The organism is Candidatus Babeliales bacterium, assembly GCA_040879965.1.
Lineage (GTDB): Bacteria > Babelota > Babeliae > Babelales > JACPOV01 > JBBDJI01.
The window spans coordinates 39160-53639 of sequence record JBBDJI010000011.1 but is presented as its reverse complement, the minus strand read 5'-3'; the positions used below and the strand labels follow the sequence as shown (position 1 = coordinate 53639).

14 protein-coding genes are annotated in these 14480 nt (G+C 31.2%); 7 read left to right on the top strand and 7 right to left on the bottom strand.

Annotated elements, in window-relative coordinates; all coding sequences use genetic code 11:
* The first annotated feature begins 67 nt into the window (after positions 1-67).
* Positions 68-523, top strand: coding sequence for a hypothetical protein (locus WDZ41_02230; protein MEX0940150.1), 456 nt, complete (start codon positions 68-70; stop codon positions 521-523).
* 24 nt (positions 524-547) lie between these two features.
* The gene (locus tag WDZ41_02225) at positions 548-1123 is read left to right on the top strand and encodes a hypothetical protein (protein ID MEX0940149.1); all 576 of its coding nucleotides are present in this window, start codon (positions 548-550) and stop codon (positions 1121-1123) included.
* A gap of 18 nt (positions 1124-1141) precedes the next feature.
* On the opposite strand, the gene WDZ41_02220 is transcribed toward WDZ41_02225, so the two are convergent.
* Positions 1142-1537, bottom strand: coding sequence for a VOC family protein (locus WDZ41_02220; protein ID MEX0940148.1), 396 nt, complete (start codon positions 1535-1537; stop codon positions 1142-1144).
* A 95-nt stretch (positions 1538-1632) separates the two neighbouring features.
* Here WDZ41_02220 and WDZ41_02215 point away from each other — a divergent pair, with 95 nt between their 5' ends.
* Together WDZ41_02215 and WDZ41_02210 are read left to right on the top strand one after the other, a co-directional pair.
* Complete coding sequence (locus WDZ41_02215; protein ID MEX0940147.1) at positions 1633-2295, top strand: ribulose-phosphate 3-epimerase; 663 nt, start codon at positions 1633-1635, stop codon at positions 2293-2295.
* A 135-nt stretch (positions 2296-2430) separates the two neighbouring features.
* Positions 2431-3972: a hypothetical protein gene (locus tag WDZ41_02210; protein MEX0940146.1), complete on the top strand. Its 1542-nt coding sequence runs from the start codon at positions 2431-2433 to the stop codon at positions 3970-3972.
* Between the two features lie 82 nt (positions 3973-4054).
* Here WDZ41_02210 and WDZ41_02205 read toward each other — a convergent pair whose 3' ends face one another.
* The 3 genes from WDZ41_02205 to WDZ41_02195 form a co-directional block, all read right to left on the bottom strand.
* A complete protein-coding gene (locus WDZ41_02205; GenBank protein MEX0940145.1) occupies positions 4055-4777 on the bottom strand; it encodes an ankyrin repeat domain-containing protein in 723 nt (240 codons plus the stop codon).
* 146 nt (positions 4778-4923) lie between these two features.
* A complete protein-coding gene (locus WDZ41_02200; protein MEX0940144.1) occupies positions 4924-5151 on the bottom strand; it encodes a hypothetical protein in 228 nt (75 codons plus the stop codon).
* 26 nt (positions 5152-5177) lie between these two features.
* Complete coding sequence (locus WDZ41_02195; GenBank protein ID MEX0940143.1) at positions 5178-6557, bottom strand: hypothetical protein; 1380 nt, start codon at positions 6555-6557, stop codon at positions 5178-5180.
* A 230-nt stretch (positions 6558-6787) separates the two neighbouring features.
* On the opposite strand from WDZ41_02195, the gene WDZ41_02190 reads away from it, so the two are divergent.
* Positions 6788-7459, top strand: coding sequence for a hypothetical protein (locus tag WDZ41_02190; protein ID MEX0940142.1), 672 nt, complete (start codon positions 6788-6790; stop codon positions 7457-7459).
* Here WDZ41_02190 and WDZ41_02185 read toward each other — a convergent pair.
* The gene (locus WDZ41_02185; GenBank protein MEX0940141.1) at positions 7456-8004 is read right to left on the bottom strand and encodes a superoxide dismutase family protein; all 549 of its coding nucleotides are present in this window, start codon (positions 8002-8004) and stop codon (positions 7456-7458) included. The two genes, WDZ41_02190 and WDZ41_02185, sit on opposite strands and share 4 nt — an antisense overlap.
* Positions 8005-8176: 172 nt before the next feature.
* Here WDZ41_02185 and WDZ41_02180 point away from each other — a divergent pair, with 172 nt between their 5' ends.
* A complete protein-coding gene (locus tag WDZ41_02180; GenBank protein ID MEX0940140.1) occupies positions 8177-8620 on the top strand; it encodes a DUF305 domain-containing protein in 444 nt (147 codons plus the stop codon).
* A 153-nt stretch (positions 8621-8773) separates the two neighbouring features.
* On the top strand, positions 8774-9697 hold the full coding sequence (locus tag WDZ41_02175) for a hypothetical protein (GenBank protein MEX0940139.1): 924 nt from the start codon (positions 8774-8776) through the stop codon (positions 9695-9697).
* Positions 9698-10342: 645 nt separating this feature from the next.
* Here the strand turns inward: WDZ41_02175 and WDZ41_02170 are convergent.
* Both WDZ41_02170 and WDZ41_02165 read right to left on the bottom strand, forming a co-directional pair.
* Complete coding sequence (locus WDZ41_02170; GenBank protein ID MEX0940138.1) at positions 10343-10792, bottom strand: hypothetical protein; 450 nt, start codon at positions 10790-10792, stop codon at positions 10343-10345.
* Positions 10793-10951: 159 nt separating this feature from the next.
* Positions 10952-14338 carry a Helicase associated domain protein gene (locus WDZ41_02165; protein MEX0940137.1) on the bottom strand — a complete coding sequence of 1129 codons (3387 nt, stop codon included), beginning with the start codon at positions 14336-14338 and terminating at the stop codon, positions 10952-10954.
* Positions 14339-14480: the final 142 nt, after the last annotated feature.

Below are 14480 nucleotides of genomic sequence, written 5' to 3'. Positions count from 1 at the left end.
TTTCTTAAAAAAATTCATGATTAAATCTATAAAGTATCTATATATATTTTGGGTTAAAAGGTTAATAATGAAAAAAATAATTTATAGTTTATTATTATGTTCAATCTTTAATATGATATCTGCAGATCATTGGGAAATAAAAAAACAAAAGACTTATCGATTAACAAATCAGGAATTAACAGAAGTTAAAACCTACACAAAAGATTTTGCCAGTGCGATGATAATTTTATTTTCTATGTTTTATATAAAAAATAGATCTCGATATGGTTTTAAAACAAGTGTAAAGCAATTTATGCAAACCTTAATAACGCCTTTATTTATAATTCCTACAATTGGTAGTGGGCTTGCTTACACCAAAACTTTTCAAAATCTCATAAAAAATGTCCCATTCATAGGCAGCTCTATTGCATGCGATAATAATGGGTGCACTGGTGCTTGCAACCATTGCAAATTTACTAAACGTAGTTTAGCATTAGCCTCTGGTGCTGCTTTATTTTATCTTTGGCAACAATTTTTTGCATAACTTATATTATATTGGCTTCTTCTTATGAATAAACATTTATTAACAATTTTTTGTACTTCTTTTCTAACATTATCTTTATACAGTACTGAAACTAAAAAACCACAATCAACTAATCAATTAAAAAAATTTGCTACTTTATATAAAAGTATTACAAAACAACCGATGCTTATTGAGGCATGTTCTTCAATGTTGGCGCCCAACATAATTGAAGCTATCATCAGCCTTGGCATAAAAATGAATCCACCGGATAAACAATTCATATTCAAAGCAGCTGCATCACTTTTTATTTCCGCTTCCAATGATACTGAATTGCTCACGCATCCAATTATTTTGGGTATAGCATCATACTTAAGCTATTATCATCTCAGTTGTTCTGATGTTATTGAGTTATCGGTAAAAGGAGGCATGAAAAGTAATATATTTAAAACTCATGCCCCCAATATCCCCATAATTGGCAAATATCTTGCATGCAAAAATACGCAATGCTCTGGCTCATGTGATATTTGCATTAAAGAAAAGAAAAAGCATATTCGACCTTTAGTCAAAAGCGTATTTCCAAAAATCATAGCAATTATTTTATATACTGCTCTTAAATATTAAGCTTATATAAAAATTCAACTATTTTTTTTCTTCATGCTTTTTAATTGCTTCTTCCATTTTTTCTGGCGTCGGCTGATAAAGCTCTAAAATATTATTACCAGGATCAGTAATACTTGACATAACACCATGTACCTGTTCAACTGGCTCGGAACAAGTAATACCACGCTCAACAACTTGATTACACCAACTTTTAAGATCATCCACTTCTAATACAATACCCGTGCGTCTTTCTGGCAAATCAATATCAGTATAAGCAAGACCCAATTTTATATTTTCTGTAGAAAATTCTGCCCATTGCTGTGGGATATGAAAATTTAATGAAAAACCAAGATTTGTATAAAATTCTATTGCTTTATCCAAATCATTTTGCATTAAAATGAACATTGAAATACGCGGATTTTGAATTGATGACATAATAAACTCGCTGTGTTAATGTAAATAAACAAATAAAACTTCTTTACCTAGCGTAACATATTGGATAGCATTAAAAAACTCAAAAAAAGATTATTATGAAGCATATTACTATTTTCCCTTCACTTATTTCTGCCGATATTCTTAATCTTAGAAAAGTAATACAATCATTAGAATCGCATTGTGATGGATTTCACATCGATGTAATGGATTGGCATTTTGTACCAAATCTTACCTGGGGGCCGATGTTTGTTAATGCGTTCGCACAAATTACCCCTAAACCCTTATTTGTGCATTTGATGATTGAAAAACCGTATGAATTTTTGGATTTACTAACATTAAGACCTATCGATACGGTATCATTTCATATTGAAGCAACAAAAAATATTAAATTGACCACAAATCGCATAATAGAAAAAAAATGGTTGGCAAGCATAGCAATAAATCCAAAAACACCCCTTTCAGAAATTTTTCCCTTTTTGGATACAATCAATAGCATCTTGCTCATGTCTGTTGATCCTGGCTTTTCTGGACAGCGATTTATAAAACATTCTGTAGATCGACTCATTGAGTTAGATAACCATCGCAAACAACAAAAACTTTCATTTGAGATTGTGATGGATGGTGGTATTAATAAAGACAATATTCAGAATTTAATACAACATGGTGTTGATCAAGTAGGAATTGCTTCAGGCATTTTTTCACACAATAATCCGATTGAAACTTTACATACTCTCTATAAAATTGCTCTCTTCAATTAAATATTTTTTCCATTTCATACCGCCTATTAAACCATAATATTACACCCCCATCTTGACAAATAGGAATAATTACGTATTATATATAATTATAGGTGGGAACATTTAGGAATCTTTTCAAAAAGTATGGTATTGCTTATGAATAAATATACATTAATCTTATTATTACTTATGATCAGCTTTAGTAATATTTCTATGCATGGTATGGAATCTCCATCACCAAAAAAACCTTCGGTGACTAAAAAAGAAATTTTTACGTCTCCAGATAAAACAACTATTTTTTTTACTAATCATGAAAATGATGGTGGTATGCTGTATGTGTTAAAATCACTTGAAAAAACGAGTGAAGGTGATTTAATTTTTATGCATGATTTTTACTTAACTGATACCCGATTAAAAAAGCTTCTTATGAAAAAAAAGAGTGAAGGCGTTGTGGTTAAGATTATATTAAATCAACCCACCAATAAAAGCACTCCTACTGAAATGAAGGAATTAGGTATTACTCTATTTAATGGTCCCTTAACAACTGAAAATAAAAAACAACAATTGCATACAAAAAATATTGGCTGGACATACTTTGATCAAGCAAAAGAAGAGCGCCAATTCAGATTTTATAACGGCTCTCGTAATTTTACTTATGCAAGCCATCAGCCTGGTTATTATGATAAAAATGCTAATAAAGAAGCAATGATTTATCATATTGATCAGGATACTTTTGAACAGCATTTAGAAACGCATAATAAAATTGAAAATATTGCTAGGTCTCAAAAAAACGCAGTAAAAACACCAAAAAAAGATAGTGTAGACTTGGTCAATAAATTCACATTAGATGTAACGCCTGAAAAAAGCACTTCTATTAGTTCATTAGATTATGACATTACAACATCAGTGGCCCAACGATTGGATAAAAAAGCAGATTATTGGATTAACTTATATGCAATTAATGATGAAAATATGAAAAACAAAATTAAAGATTTAGCAGAAAAAGGCTTTCTTAATCATTTACAAATTGATGGTCATAATCTAAGAAATGAAGCGACCCAAGATTTCTTATTAATGCTACAGGATAAATATAATATTCCTATTTATGTATATAATCCTGATCAAAAACTCAAATGTGGGCGTTTTCCCGTAGCTAATCATATTAAAGCATTTGTAAGAAGAGAACCAAATAATAAGTGGTTACTTGGTGTTGGATCGGCAAATTTTACTAATGAAAATAATCTTGATATTAATGATTGGGGTTTTTATCCTGAAGAAGCTCTCAGCAAAAATACGTTACGCGCTTTTGAAGAAATTAAGCATGACTCAGTTTTATTAAATGAAGCGTTGGATCAATTTGCAAGAGCACAAGAAATAAAAACTCAAAAACGAAAAAATGATAAACCGCCAACAAAAAAAGTTGTCAAAAAACGCTTGATGTTTAATAACAATAATTTGCCAAAACCATTTCAACAAGTATCTCTGCATTCAGAAGAATTTTTTAGAAACAACATAACCAAGTTGGCAAGATTAATTGAAGATGATAAAGATAGAAATCTTGGTGTTTTAAAAAAAGAACAATATAACCTATATAATAATGCACTTAAGAACACATTAAAAACTGCAAAACAAACGCTGCCAAGCGATGCATATGAAAAAATTTCACAACAATACAATGAAATAAAAAAACTTATTTAATGATTAGAAAAAAGGGTCGCTCAAAACGATCCTTTTTTGCTTGAATTGCTTCTTTTAATATTCTCTTTCAGCTTTTCTCCTCTTAATTTTTTTTGATTGTTTTCTCCAAAATTTCTATGGTTTCTGGTAAAGATCTTATTTTTGCATAATCAAGTGCAGTTTTACCTTTATTATTTTTAATTGAGGAATTGGCACCTTTTTCAAGAAATAATTTTACTACTTCGGCTATATCTTTATCAGGAAATGGTACAAGCACTGTTCTTATCAGCGGTGTTTCCCCATAATGATTTTTTATATTAGGATTTGCACCATGTTCTAATAAAAATTTAATCTGGTCTTTGTTAGGAATTAAACTATGTAAAGGAGTATTACCGCTTATACTGTTTTTTATATTAGGATCTGCGCCAATTTTTATTAAATTTTCTGCAAATTCATATTTCCTAGGAAATAAAGCTATATTTAAAGCCCAATAGCCTTCTTTTGTTTGAGTATTAATAATTTTTTTCCGAATATTCGGATTTTTAATTTTTTCTATACCTTCTAAAATCGCTTTTGCAATCTCATAATTATCTTTATATAAAGCAGCTACTAATCCAGTTTCCTCATGATCGTTTTTTAAAGATAATATTTCTATCAATTGATCTTGATTATCTTTTACTCGATTAATAATATTATTAACTTTATCTAGATCTTTATTCTCAATTGCTTGGAACCATTGAAATTTTTTTTCTTCGCTTATGCTCAATAGACTGGTTATCGGTAAGCAAAAGAAAATAAATCCGAAGAGCAAAATCTTTTGTTTCATCTTTTCTCCTTTATGATCTCATTCTCATTTTATTGATTTTTTTATTTTTATTTCAAGAATTTAAAAAATAATCTATAAAAAAATTTTAACCAAAAAAAGAGCCGTATAAAACAACGGCTCCTTTTTTATTTCTTTCACTTGCTTTTTTAATATTCTTCTTCAGTTTCTCCTAACTTACCTTGCTTTTTTTCCATAGATGCTTGTAATTTATAAATACTATCAGCAAGTTTATTTAATGATTCATTCCGTTCTTTTTCTTGTTCAATAATAGTATTTACTTTATCTTCTAATTGATTTACTCGCTCTTCCAAACTTTGTGCTGACAAACCAACTGAAGTCAAAAGTAATGCTAAAACTAAATATAACTTTTTCATTATTTTTTCCTTTTTCTTTTTTAATTTTATTCTTCTATTGTTTCTTGAAGCTTATTAATATTGTCTGCCAAAATATCTAGTGCTTTAAGTTGCTCCTCAATACCTTTTGATAATTCATTAACGACTTCTTCTAATTGGCTTACTCGTTCTTCTAAAGAAGTATCTTGTTGTGTAGTAATGGTTTCATATTGATATACTGGTGTTTCATAGCGATATTCTATGGTTGGAATATAACTAATTTGATATATCCACCATGGATTCCAATCATATCCCCACCACCACCAAGGGCTTAACCACCAATTATGACGTCCCCACCAATGAAAAGGATCATGCCATAAATAATGCTTATTCCAATATGAGAAATAATTACTTAAGACAAGCCTTTCTCGTGGTGATAAACGGCGCTTACCAAATAAATCTTTACCACCCCTTACTCGTTGCAAACGACCAGCTTTTAGCCTTGCAGCTCTATCTCCAAAAGTAACCTGTCTTCGAGCTCGTTGTAATTCTTGACTGGAAATATCTCGAGGGCCTTCTCTTTGAGCTTGTTTCTCTAGACGTTCTGCTTGTTGTAATTTCTCTGCACCTTCTTTTAATCTAATATCTCTTAGTTTTTTTACTTGTTCTGCTGAGATATCTTTTCTTGCTTTCGCTATCTTTTCTGCACGCTCTTGTTTTTCTTTTCTTCTTTGTATGTCAGTTTTTCTTTCTATTTGACGCGCAATATCTGGCTCCCGCAACTTTTTTCTTTCTTCATTGATTTTTTCCAATGTTTGTTGACGTTTTGCTTGCTCAGAAACCCGTTCTTTTGCTCGTTCGATTTTTCTTTGTTCTGCTAAAGATTTAGCTTGTTCTTGAATTTGAGAAACTCTACCAGATAAATCTCTGATTCTTTCAGGAGAAGTTTGCAATCTTCTTGTACCAATCCTAGGCCTCACTGGTTGTCGTGTTTCAGGTATACGCAATCCTTCTCGTATTCGTGGACCTTGTTCAGTTATTCTAGAAATATCTGCTCTCTGAATTCCTTCTGGACGACTAACTCTGTCAATACCTGTGCGTCTTATTCCAGTTCTTTGAATACCTAAAGGTTGTTGTCTTATGTCGCGTTTTGGTCCTGAAATCTGAGGCGCTCTTCTTATCTGAGGAGCTGCTTGTTGTCTAGAAATCGATACGCCAGAAGCTTTTGATATTTGCGGAGCCTGAACACGTGCTGGCCCAACCGCACCTGCTCGCCCAAATGATCCACCACCGCCGCCAGCTCGTCCTACACTGGGAGCAATGCCGGCAGGTCTTCCACCACCGCCTCCTAGTGCTCTACCTCCGCCGCGACCACGACCTCCACCTCTTTGCGCATCAAGCGCTAAAAAAGGTATAGCTAAAACAAAAAATAGTAAAATTCTTCTCATAACTTTTCCTTTTTTTCAAAAAATTAACAAAATAAAAACAATCAAATTCTTGACCATACTCATCTTTATAATACAAATAAGCATAATAAAACTGCAAGAAAACAGGCTTTTTTTGCTTTTAAAATCAGTATTTTTAAGATAAATGGAAAAGTATTAAGTATAAAAACAAAAAGTGTTGATTTTTTGTTTAATTATTTTTTATATTATCAATAATAAAAAAGGAAGTTATTGTGAATAAAAAAATAATTAAAAGTGTTATGCTGATTGGCTTTTTTGTTAATACATATCTTTGCGCAATGGAACAGCTTTCGAGCAATTTAAATCAACTCACTCAACAGTTAAAAACATTACAAGAAATGTTGAGCCAATTACCAGAAATACAATCGCCTCCACCGGTAAATCGTAATATCAAAAAATTAATTAAAAATGGCCAAGAAGTAGCAACAATTGACATAAAAGACATTGAGCCAATCCTATATGTGGAAACTTTCAAAGATATTATAGAAGAAAATACAAAAGCTGACAAAGAAACTATAATTGCTATAATTTCACAACCCCCAGCTACAAATTATTATATATTTGAAGCTTATACGCTTTTAAAGAGTTTTTTTGGAGATAACTACCTTAATCCCCAACGATCCCATGACAATTCTGGTAATCTGTTGCAAAAAAATCCAGGTCATAATCCAGGGTATTACGACCCTAGGCATAACCCTGAATGGATACAGGCAAAAAATCCTTTAACAAATCAGCCAATTACTGCTCCCATCGAATTCTATATAATTGGAGATATAGATGATCCTACATTTGAATATCTAGGTAATGATAAAGAACTGTATGGATATCAACAACAAACAAATAAAGTTTTACGCAATGTGATTGAAGCAAATAAACCTGACTAATTTTTCTTAACGCCAACAACTCCACAGCCAATACGTGCACCAGCATTGCCAGTCGGTTGTGATTTGAGGTCATCTTCTTGTACATGGACTATCACCGCACGGCCAACTATTGAATGCGGTCCATTTAACGTAGCTCCTGCATCAACTCGATCATAATGAGCATTACCATTCTCATCGGCATAAATATTGCCAAAATCACCGATATGCCTCTGCTCAGAATTCGGTCCTCCATGCGGTTGATTAGTGGGATTAAAATGATCACCTGCGCAAACTGCATCATCACAAGCACAATCACCAAATTCATGAATATGAAAACCATGATTACCCGGCGTTAATCCTGATAATTGCGCAGTAATACGAATACCATCTTTTTGTTGTGCAAAATTAACCACGCCGGATACTTTGTTTCCTTTAGTTGGATACACTACTGCTGTTGCTTCAGTTACTGATTTAAAAAGTGGTGAATAATAATAATATGAACTGCCAATAAATAAAGACGCTGCTATTGCGATTAATAAAACAATCAAATTGGTAAAATATTTCATAAATTCCCTCTCTCATTTTTTTGAATAATTTCTTTTTCAATCACATATTATCATAGACCTTATATTTTAATAGATCTTAAAAAAAATATAATATCTTGTAAATTCTCGATCTAATTAGATAAATTTATAGCTATAATTATAATAATTTCATAATGGTGAGAAAAATAAGCTTATGAGATATACTAATTTGTTTTTTATGACAATCTTATCTTTTATATCTATGTATGTACTCATGTACGTAATGGTTGATAAATTTGCCAATGTTTATATGAATTTAAATCAACTCTATATGGCAGGGGTAATGACTATTCCAATGGTATTAGTTGAGTTGGTTTTAATGAGATCAATGTACAAAATTAAAAGAATTAATTTTTTTATCTCAGTATCGAGCTTAATTATATTTATTCTGTTACTAATCTTTATTAGGCAACAAATAGCAATATCAGATAAAGAATTTTTAAAATCAATGATTCCACATCATGCCGCTGCAATATTAATGTGCGAAAAAGCTTCGTTGCAAGATCCTGAAATTAAAAAATTAGCTGATGCTATTATCACTACACAAAAAATTGAAATTGATCTAATGAAAAAAAAATTAAAAGAATTCGCTCAATAAAAAAACAATTAGGTGAGTCAAAAACTTTATTTTCTTCTCCTACTTTTTTTGATAAATTGTAGTATACTTAATACAATACTTTATTTAACAGTCATATTTAATTTACAAAATTTCAATTAATTAAAACATATAATCCTTAAAAGAAAAAAACTCATGAAAAAAAATATTATTGTTTTCATCTTTCTGATGCTACTAACACAAAAAACTTTTCCAGGAAGCTCAGTAAGCTCATTGGGTACATCTGAAAATAATGATCTACCAACAGAACAAAAGTTTGATTATTTTTTAAAATTACCACCAGAAATACAAAATCTTATTATAAGTTTTGCTTGGTCAAACATTGATAACTCAAAAGATTTTGAAAATGAGATTCTAAATTGGGAAAATATAGATGCCATGCAAAAAAATACCACATCAATAACTGAACGAAATCTATATGGTTATAATGGTGAAAAAACACCAATCTATTTTTATGTTTTAGAAAATGGCTGCCCTATCATAAAAACCGTAGGCAATATTATAAGCGATGCCCAGCCATCTTTATTAAAAGGTCTTTGGTATGCTGATTCTACTGTACCTTCAACGAAGCTTTTTATTCATACGCCAAAAAACAACCTGTTTTCAGCAACTATAAAAGATAACGACGGCCCAAAAATAACTTCTGCATGTATTTCTGTACTTGGCGATTTAGCCATTACCTGGACAAAAAACCAGAACTATTTTGTTACCATATTAAAGTTAAAAAATATTGAACAAAATAAAAAAATTGACCTTCAACAAAATGCAATTACTCTTACGAATATTGAATATAAAACTTTAAGAGGTCGCTCACCTCAATGGGACTCTATAAAAGGGAGTTTATTTATGCTCGATGGAAGCAAAATTGCAATTTGCGGAATTGAAGATTTAGTAACATCAGTTATTTTGAACAACGCATTAATTAACCATATCGAAAATTGTGATCATTCAATAAAATACATAGATAATCATGAGAAACCATTAACTGCAGCAGAAAAAGCAAAGCGACTTTGTATTGCAAAATATTTGGTTAATAAAAAAAATGAAATAAGTTTATAATAATCACTTATCTGTAAATACCCTACCCGAACCTGATTTTAAGTATTGCTTCCTCCTTTGCACAAGGCTACGGAGGACAGGCAAATATACTTTCATAATCACAAAAACCTCTTTTTTAGCGAAAACATGACCAGAGCCTGCTTTTATATATTTTTCGAACTCTATAGCCTTTTCTTCAGAATCGAAAACAATATAGATAACTAATTTTCAAGGCCTATTGTATTTAATATGAATGGATCCACCTGAATTATATGTTTCAAGTCTCTGTTCCAAATAAGCTGTATAACCAATATAAGTTTTAGATGAATTTTTTAACGATCGGAGAAAATCTAACATAATACATTATATTGTCTTTTATAAAATGGCCCTACTACGTTCTATGAGCTTCGAAGGGCATATTTCGCTATCTTTCTATCGAAGTTTTTGTCAATTTATGATCCATTCCGTTAAAAAGCTGGCCTGCCATACGAAGCTTTCTACCGTTCTTCGAATTTCGAAGAACAGGTTAACGAAGACTGGTGTCAGATCGTAAACATGTTCAGGAAGAAAGAAATAATGATAGAAATTCCATTACATCAGATTCAGACAGTGTTTAGGAAGTTTGAATTAGAAATTAAGGATAGTAAAAATTTAGATAGTATGTACTTAAATATTTAATTCATATATCTTAAGTAACGATTTCTCTAAGGTATCAAACTTATTTTTTGCTTGGATACTTTGAATTTCATCGCTAGCAACTTGAGGATTAGATTTATTTTTGGATAGGATTGAAATTATTTTTGTTATAAGATCTAAACCATCTTGAATTCCTGAATAACCACTTAATAAAGACAAAGTATATTGAAGTTTTTTTAAATAAATAGGCAAAGTTTCTTTTAAAACTTCATGTCTTTGTCTATCAATACCTGTATATAAATCAGCAAGCACTTGATTCACAAAAACAAGCTCATCAAGTGCTCGTCTAGCATCCGAAGATTTATTTTCTAATTTTTTTTGTTTTTTAAAGTTCCTTAGCCAAAAAAAACCATAAATAAATCCAATTATGGTCGATATATTAGCTATCGTATTTAAAGATGTTTCTAAGCATTTTATCATTTGTGTTTCAACTTTTTTTAAATTGTTTTACAATTCAAATTCAATATTTTTTTATTTCTCAATCTGCCATAAATCAAGTTTTTTTCCTCATTGTTTCCTAAAGGTTATCGATCTAAATGTTTTGTTACAAAAAATAGATTTGGATATAATCTTAGCTTCCTAATTTACAAAAAAGCCAATCTTATTGAGCAACTCAAGACGTTCAGCAGTCAATCGTTTATTTTTGGTATTATATAAATATCGTTGTGTTTGTACCCATCTACTTAAAGCTGGATTTTCTCCGTAATTTTTTGGCACCCTGCAATGTCCATTTTTTTTCTTAAAATCTACAAGTTCTGCAAATTTCTCTTTCCACAATCCTTCTATGACATTGGCATCCCAAATAAATCCTATCGCATTAAGTTTATCAATCCGCTTCAAAAATAATTGATTACCTCCCATTTTATACAAATGGCGCTGCTGGGAAACCCAAGTCATAAGTTTTTTACTAACGTTATAACGAGCAGAAACATTGCAATGCCCATTCTTATCTTTAAAGGAAAGTAGCTCAGCAAACATCTGCTCCCATGATGAATTATTACGATCCCAAACAAAGCCTAAATCATTTAGCTTTTTATATCTCTCTTGTGCTAGTAAACCCTCTTTATGACTTTTTCTTTGCTCTGTCACCCAGGTTCCAAGCTTTCTATTTGCTGGATATGGATAAGGTACCATGCAACGACCATATTGTTTTTTAAAATCGTTTAGCTCAGCAAATCTTTCATTCCATATAGTATTTTTTATATCCCAAACAAAGCCTAAAGCATTTAGCCTTTTATATCTCTCTTGTGCTAGTAACCCCTTTTTATGTATTTTTCTTTGCACTCCTATCCAAGTCCCAAGCTTTTTAGTTTGAGGACATTCTCTAGAAGCATTACAATGACCATTTTCTTTTTTAAAAGCAACTAGCTCTATAAATTTATTTTCCCACTCTGCATTAATAGGATCCCACTCAAAACCTATATCATTTAATTTTTTACATTTATCAGAAGTTAATAATCCTTGTTTGTATAACCTTCTTTGACTACCTGCCCATATACCAATAGGCAAAGAATAAGGAACGTTGCAATGACCATGTTCTTCTTTAAATTTTACAAGATCTGTGAATCTTGCATCCCATGACGGTTGACCATTCCACTCAAACCCTATATTATTTAAAGCTTCAAATCTTTCTGATGAAAGTGTTCTTTTTTTATGTTTTATTCGTTGGTTTGCTACCCAACTCATAAGATTTTTATTTTTATCATTATAAGGAACGCTGCTGCATCCATTTTCTTTTTTAAAATCAACAAATTCAGAAAATCTTTCTTCCCATGAAGCTTTCAGGCGCCAATTAATACCTAAATTAGTAAGTTTTTCGTATCGATCTAAAGTCAAAATTTTCTTTCTATAGGCCTCTCGCTGAATACTTACCCAAACTCCCAACTTTTTACTTTCCTGATAATTATAAGGCACATTACAATGCCCATGCTCTTCTTTAAATTTTTCTAACTCTCCAAATCGTTCATCCCAATTAGAACCTAAGGAATTAACAATTTTAGTTGTTATTGATTTTCGTAATTCATTAATACAAAGTTCAGGGCCCAATATCTCAATCTTCTCTCTTAATTTATTATCATTCATGCCTAGAGCTTTTCCTCGCTCTTCGCGCATTTGTGCTATAATTTCTACGAGACTTTCATCTTGTTCTTGTAAAGCTTGTAATACATCCCATGCTGTATCAAATTTTGTTTTAGCTAAAGCTTGCTCTATTGTTTCATTTTCAGAGATTTGTAAAAAAATTGGCAACAAAATATATCCCAGCTTTTTTCCACTCTCTTCATGTTTCCGCATAGCTCGACCAACTGCTTGGACAATATCAACGCGACTTTTTTTTGGAGCTACAAACGCAACCATATCAACTGCTGGAACATTAACCCCTTCAGTCAAACAGCGAGCATTGGAAATAATTGCTTTTTTAGATTCTTCAAATTCCTTTAAGAAGCTCTCACGTTTAGTGGTAGGCATAGCACCATTCACATGTAAGGTATTAAAGTCTTTAAGATGAACACCTACCCCCTCATTAGTAGATGCAGTAAATGATTTAGCCGAAGCCACTGAATTATGAAAAGAAAAAATTCTTTTAACGTTATATTGTTCTATTGCATTTTTTAAGGCCAGTATATTTGCAATTCTTTCTGCTTTTATAATATCCCCACCAAAAACAACTTCACCTTTTCTAAAGACAGCTCTATTAACCATATCTGATGTTACAATTGATATAATTACCTTATAATCACAGATAAGATCTTTTTGTACTGCTCCTCTAAATGAAAGTTGATGCGCCACCCTACCATATGACTTTTGATCATCCATTGAATAAACAAGCCGTTGATTGCCCTCTTTATCTTTTGTATTCACTTTATAATGACGGGGTGTTGCAGTAAGAAACAATCTCTTTTTAATAGGTAAATTTTCATTTTGTAAGGCAAATGCATAATTTGCATCTTTACGTGAAGCTGTTTTATGGGCTTCATCAAATATTGCTAAATCAAAAGAAAAATCTTTTGGGATTACTTGTGCCACAATTTGACATGATTGATAAGTAGAAAAAATTACTTTTCTTGAAATATTCTTATTTTTGAGAAAATCTTCAACTACTTTTTTTTGAATTGTAACAGAAAAATCCAGATCATTTTGATACAAGATAGTTTCATCATCTCCTTTTATTACTGTATTATCCGAACAAACACAAAGAAAGTTAAAAGTATCCCAATTATTTTCTTTAGCCCAACTATGCAATGTCTGACGAACAAGAGCTAAAGAGGGTAATAAAATCAATACGGTTTGAACATTTTGTTTTTCTGCAACCCAAAGTCCTAATAATGTTTTGCCCGTACCACAGGCCATAATTGCTGTAGCCCGATCATTAATAGAAAGTTCATTCAAAATGTTATTAATTGCGTCAACTTGGTGAGGATAGGGTTTATTTTTATGCTTTTGAACAAGACCAGTTTTAAGCCAATTTTCAATGGTTTGAAAATCTTCATGATTAAGACGATCTAAGTCATTTCCTTTAACAGGTTTAAAGTTAATACGAGAATCCATTACTGTAGATAAGTCGTTTGAGTTAGTAAAAAGAATTCTTTGACTTACTCTATCACTCTGACCAAGAAATTTTCCAAGACCATCATTATCCCAAGATAATGAATTTCTATTTGACCTAAATTTAACCTGGTAAGAAATATATATATCAGTATTAGTTTTCAAAACACCATCAATACCCGCATCGTTTGGTATGCCTAGCTTTTTTCGCAAACTTTCTGGTAATTGTTTTTCTGGCCATACTTCTGCAGCTTGATGAAGATCTTGAGTCCTAAAGTAAGCTTCCGCAAAAACTTCAAAAGCATCACCACGTTCAGTTTCGGGTAAACTAGATATTTTATTTTCTAATTCATAAAAATTAAGCAAATTAGAAAATAAGCCTTTTGCTGCAAAATAAGCAGCTTTTTGATGTTTAGGCTTCATACAATTAGTTCCAAAAAGAAATGAATGAATAAAACATAAAATCCCATTTAGAAATGCTAATGAAAAATAACCTCTCTATAAACTAAGGTAGCTAAATGTATCTAATTGATCAATAAGAATATGAGAACTTAACTATAAAAAC

Bases quoted from the DNA above. Each gene is read 5' to 3' on its own strand.
- WDZ41_02220 (MEX0940148.1), bottom strand. From the start codon at position 1,537: ATGTCATCAATTCAAAATCCGCGTATTTCAATGTTCATTTTAATGCAA.
- WDZ41_02195 (MEX0940143.1), bottom strand. From the start codon at position 6,557: ATGAGAAGAATTTTACTATTTTTTGTTTTAGCTATACCTTTTTTAGCG.
- WDZ41_02175 (MEX0940139.1), top strand. From the start codon at position 8,774: ATGAAAAAAAATATTATTGTTTTCATCTTTCTGATGCTACTAACACAA.
- WDZ41_02165 (MEX0940137.1), bottom strand. From the start codon at position 14,338: ATGAAGCCTAAACATCAAAAAGCTGCTTATTTTGCAGCAAAAGGCTTA.
- WDZ41_02180 (MEX0940140.1), top strand. From the start codon at position 8,177: ATGAGATATACTAATTTGTTTTTTATGACAATCTTATCTTTTATATCT.
- WDZ41_02170 (MEX0940138.1), bottom strand. From the start codon at position 10,792: ATGATAAAATGCTTAGAAACATCTTTAAATACGATAGCTAATATATCG.
- WDZ41_02200 (MEX0940144.1), bottom strand. From the start codon at position 5,151: ATGAAAAAGTTATATTTAGTTTTAGCATTACTTTTGACTTCAGTTGGT.
- WDZ41_02210 (MEX0940146.1), top strand. From the start codon at position 2,431: ATGAATAAATATACATTAATCTTATTATTACTTATGATCAGCTTTAGT.
- WDZ41_02225 (MEX0940149.1), top strand. From the start codon at position 548: ATGAATAAACATTTATTAACAATTTTTTGTACTTCTTTTCTAACATTA.
- WDZ41_02230 (MEX0940150.1), top strand. From the start codon at position 68: ATGAAAAAAATAATTTATAGTTTATTATTATGTTCAATCTTTAATATG.
- WDZ41_02215 (MEX0940147.1), top strand. From the start codon at position 1,633: ATGAAGCATATTACTATTTTCCCTTCACTTATTTCTGCCGATATTCTT.
- WDZ41_02205 (MEX0940145.1), bottom strand. From the start codon at position 4,777: ATGAAACAAAAGATTTTGCTCTTCGGATTTATTTTCTTTTGCTTACCG.
- WDZ41_02185 (MEX0940141.1), bottom strand. From the start codon at position 8,004: ATGAAATATTTTACCAATTTGATTGTTTTATTAATCGCAATAGCAGCG.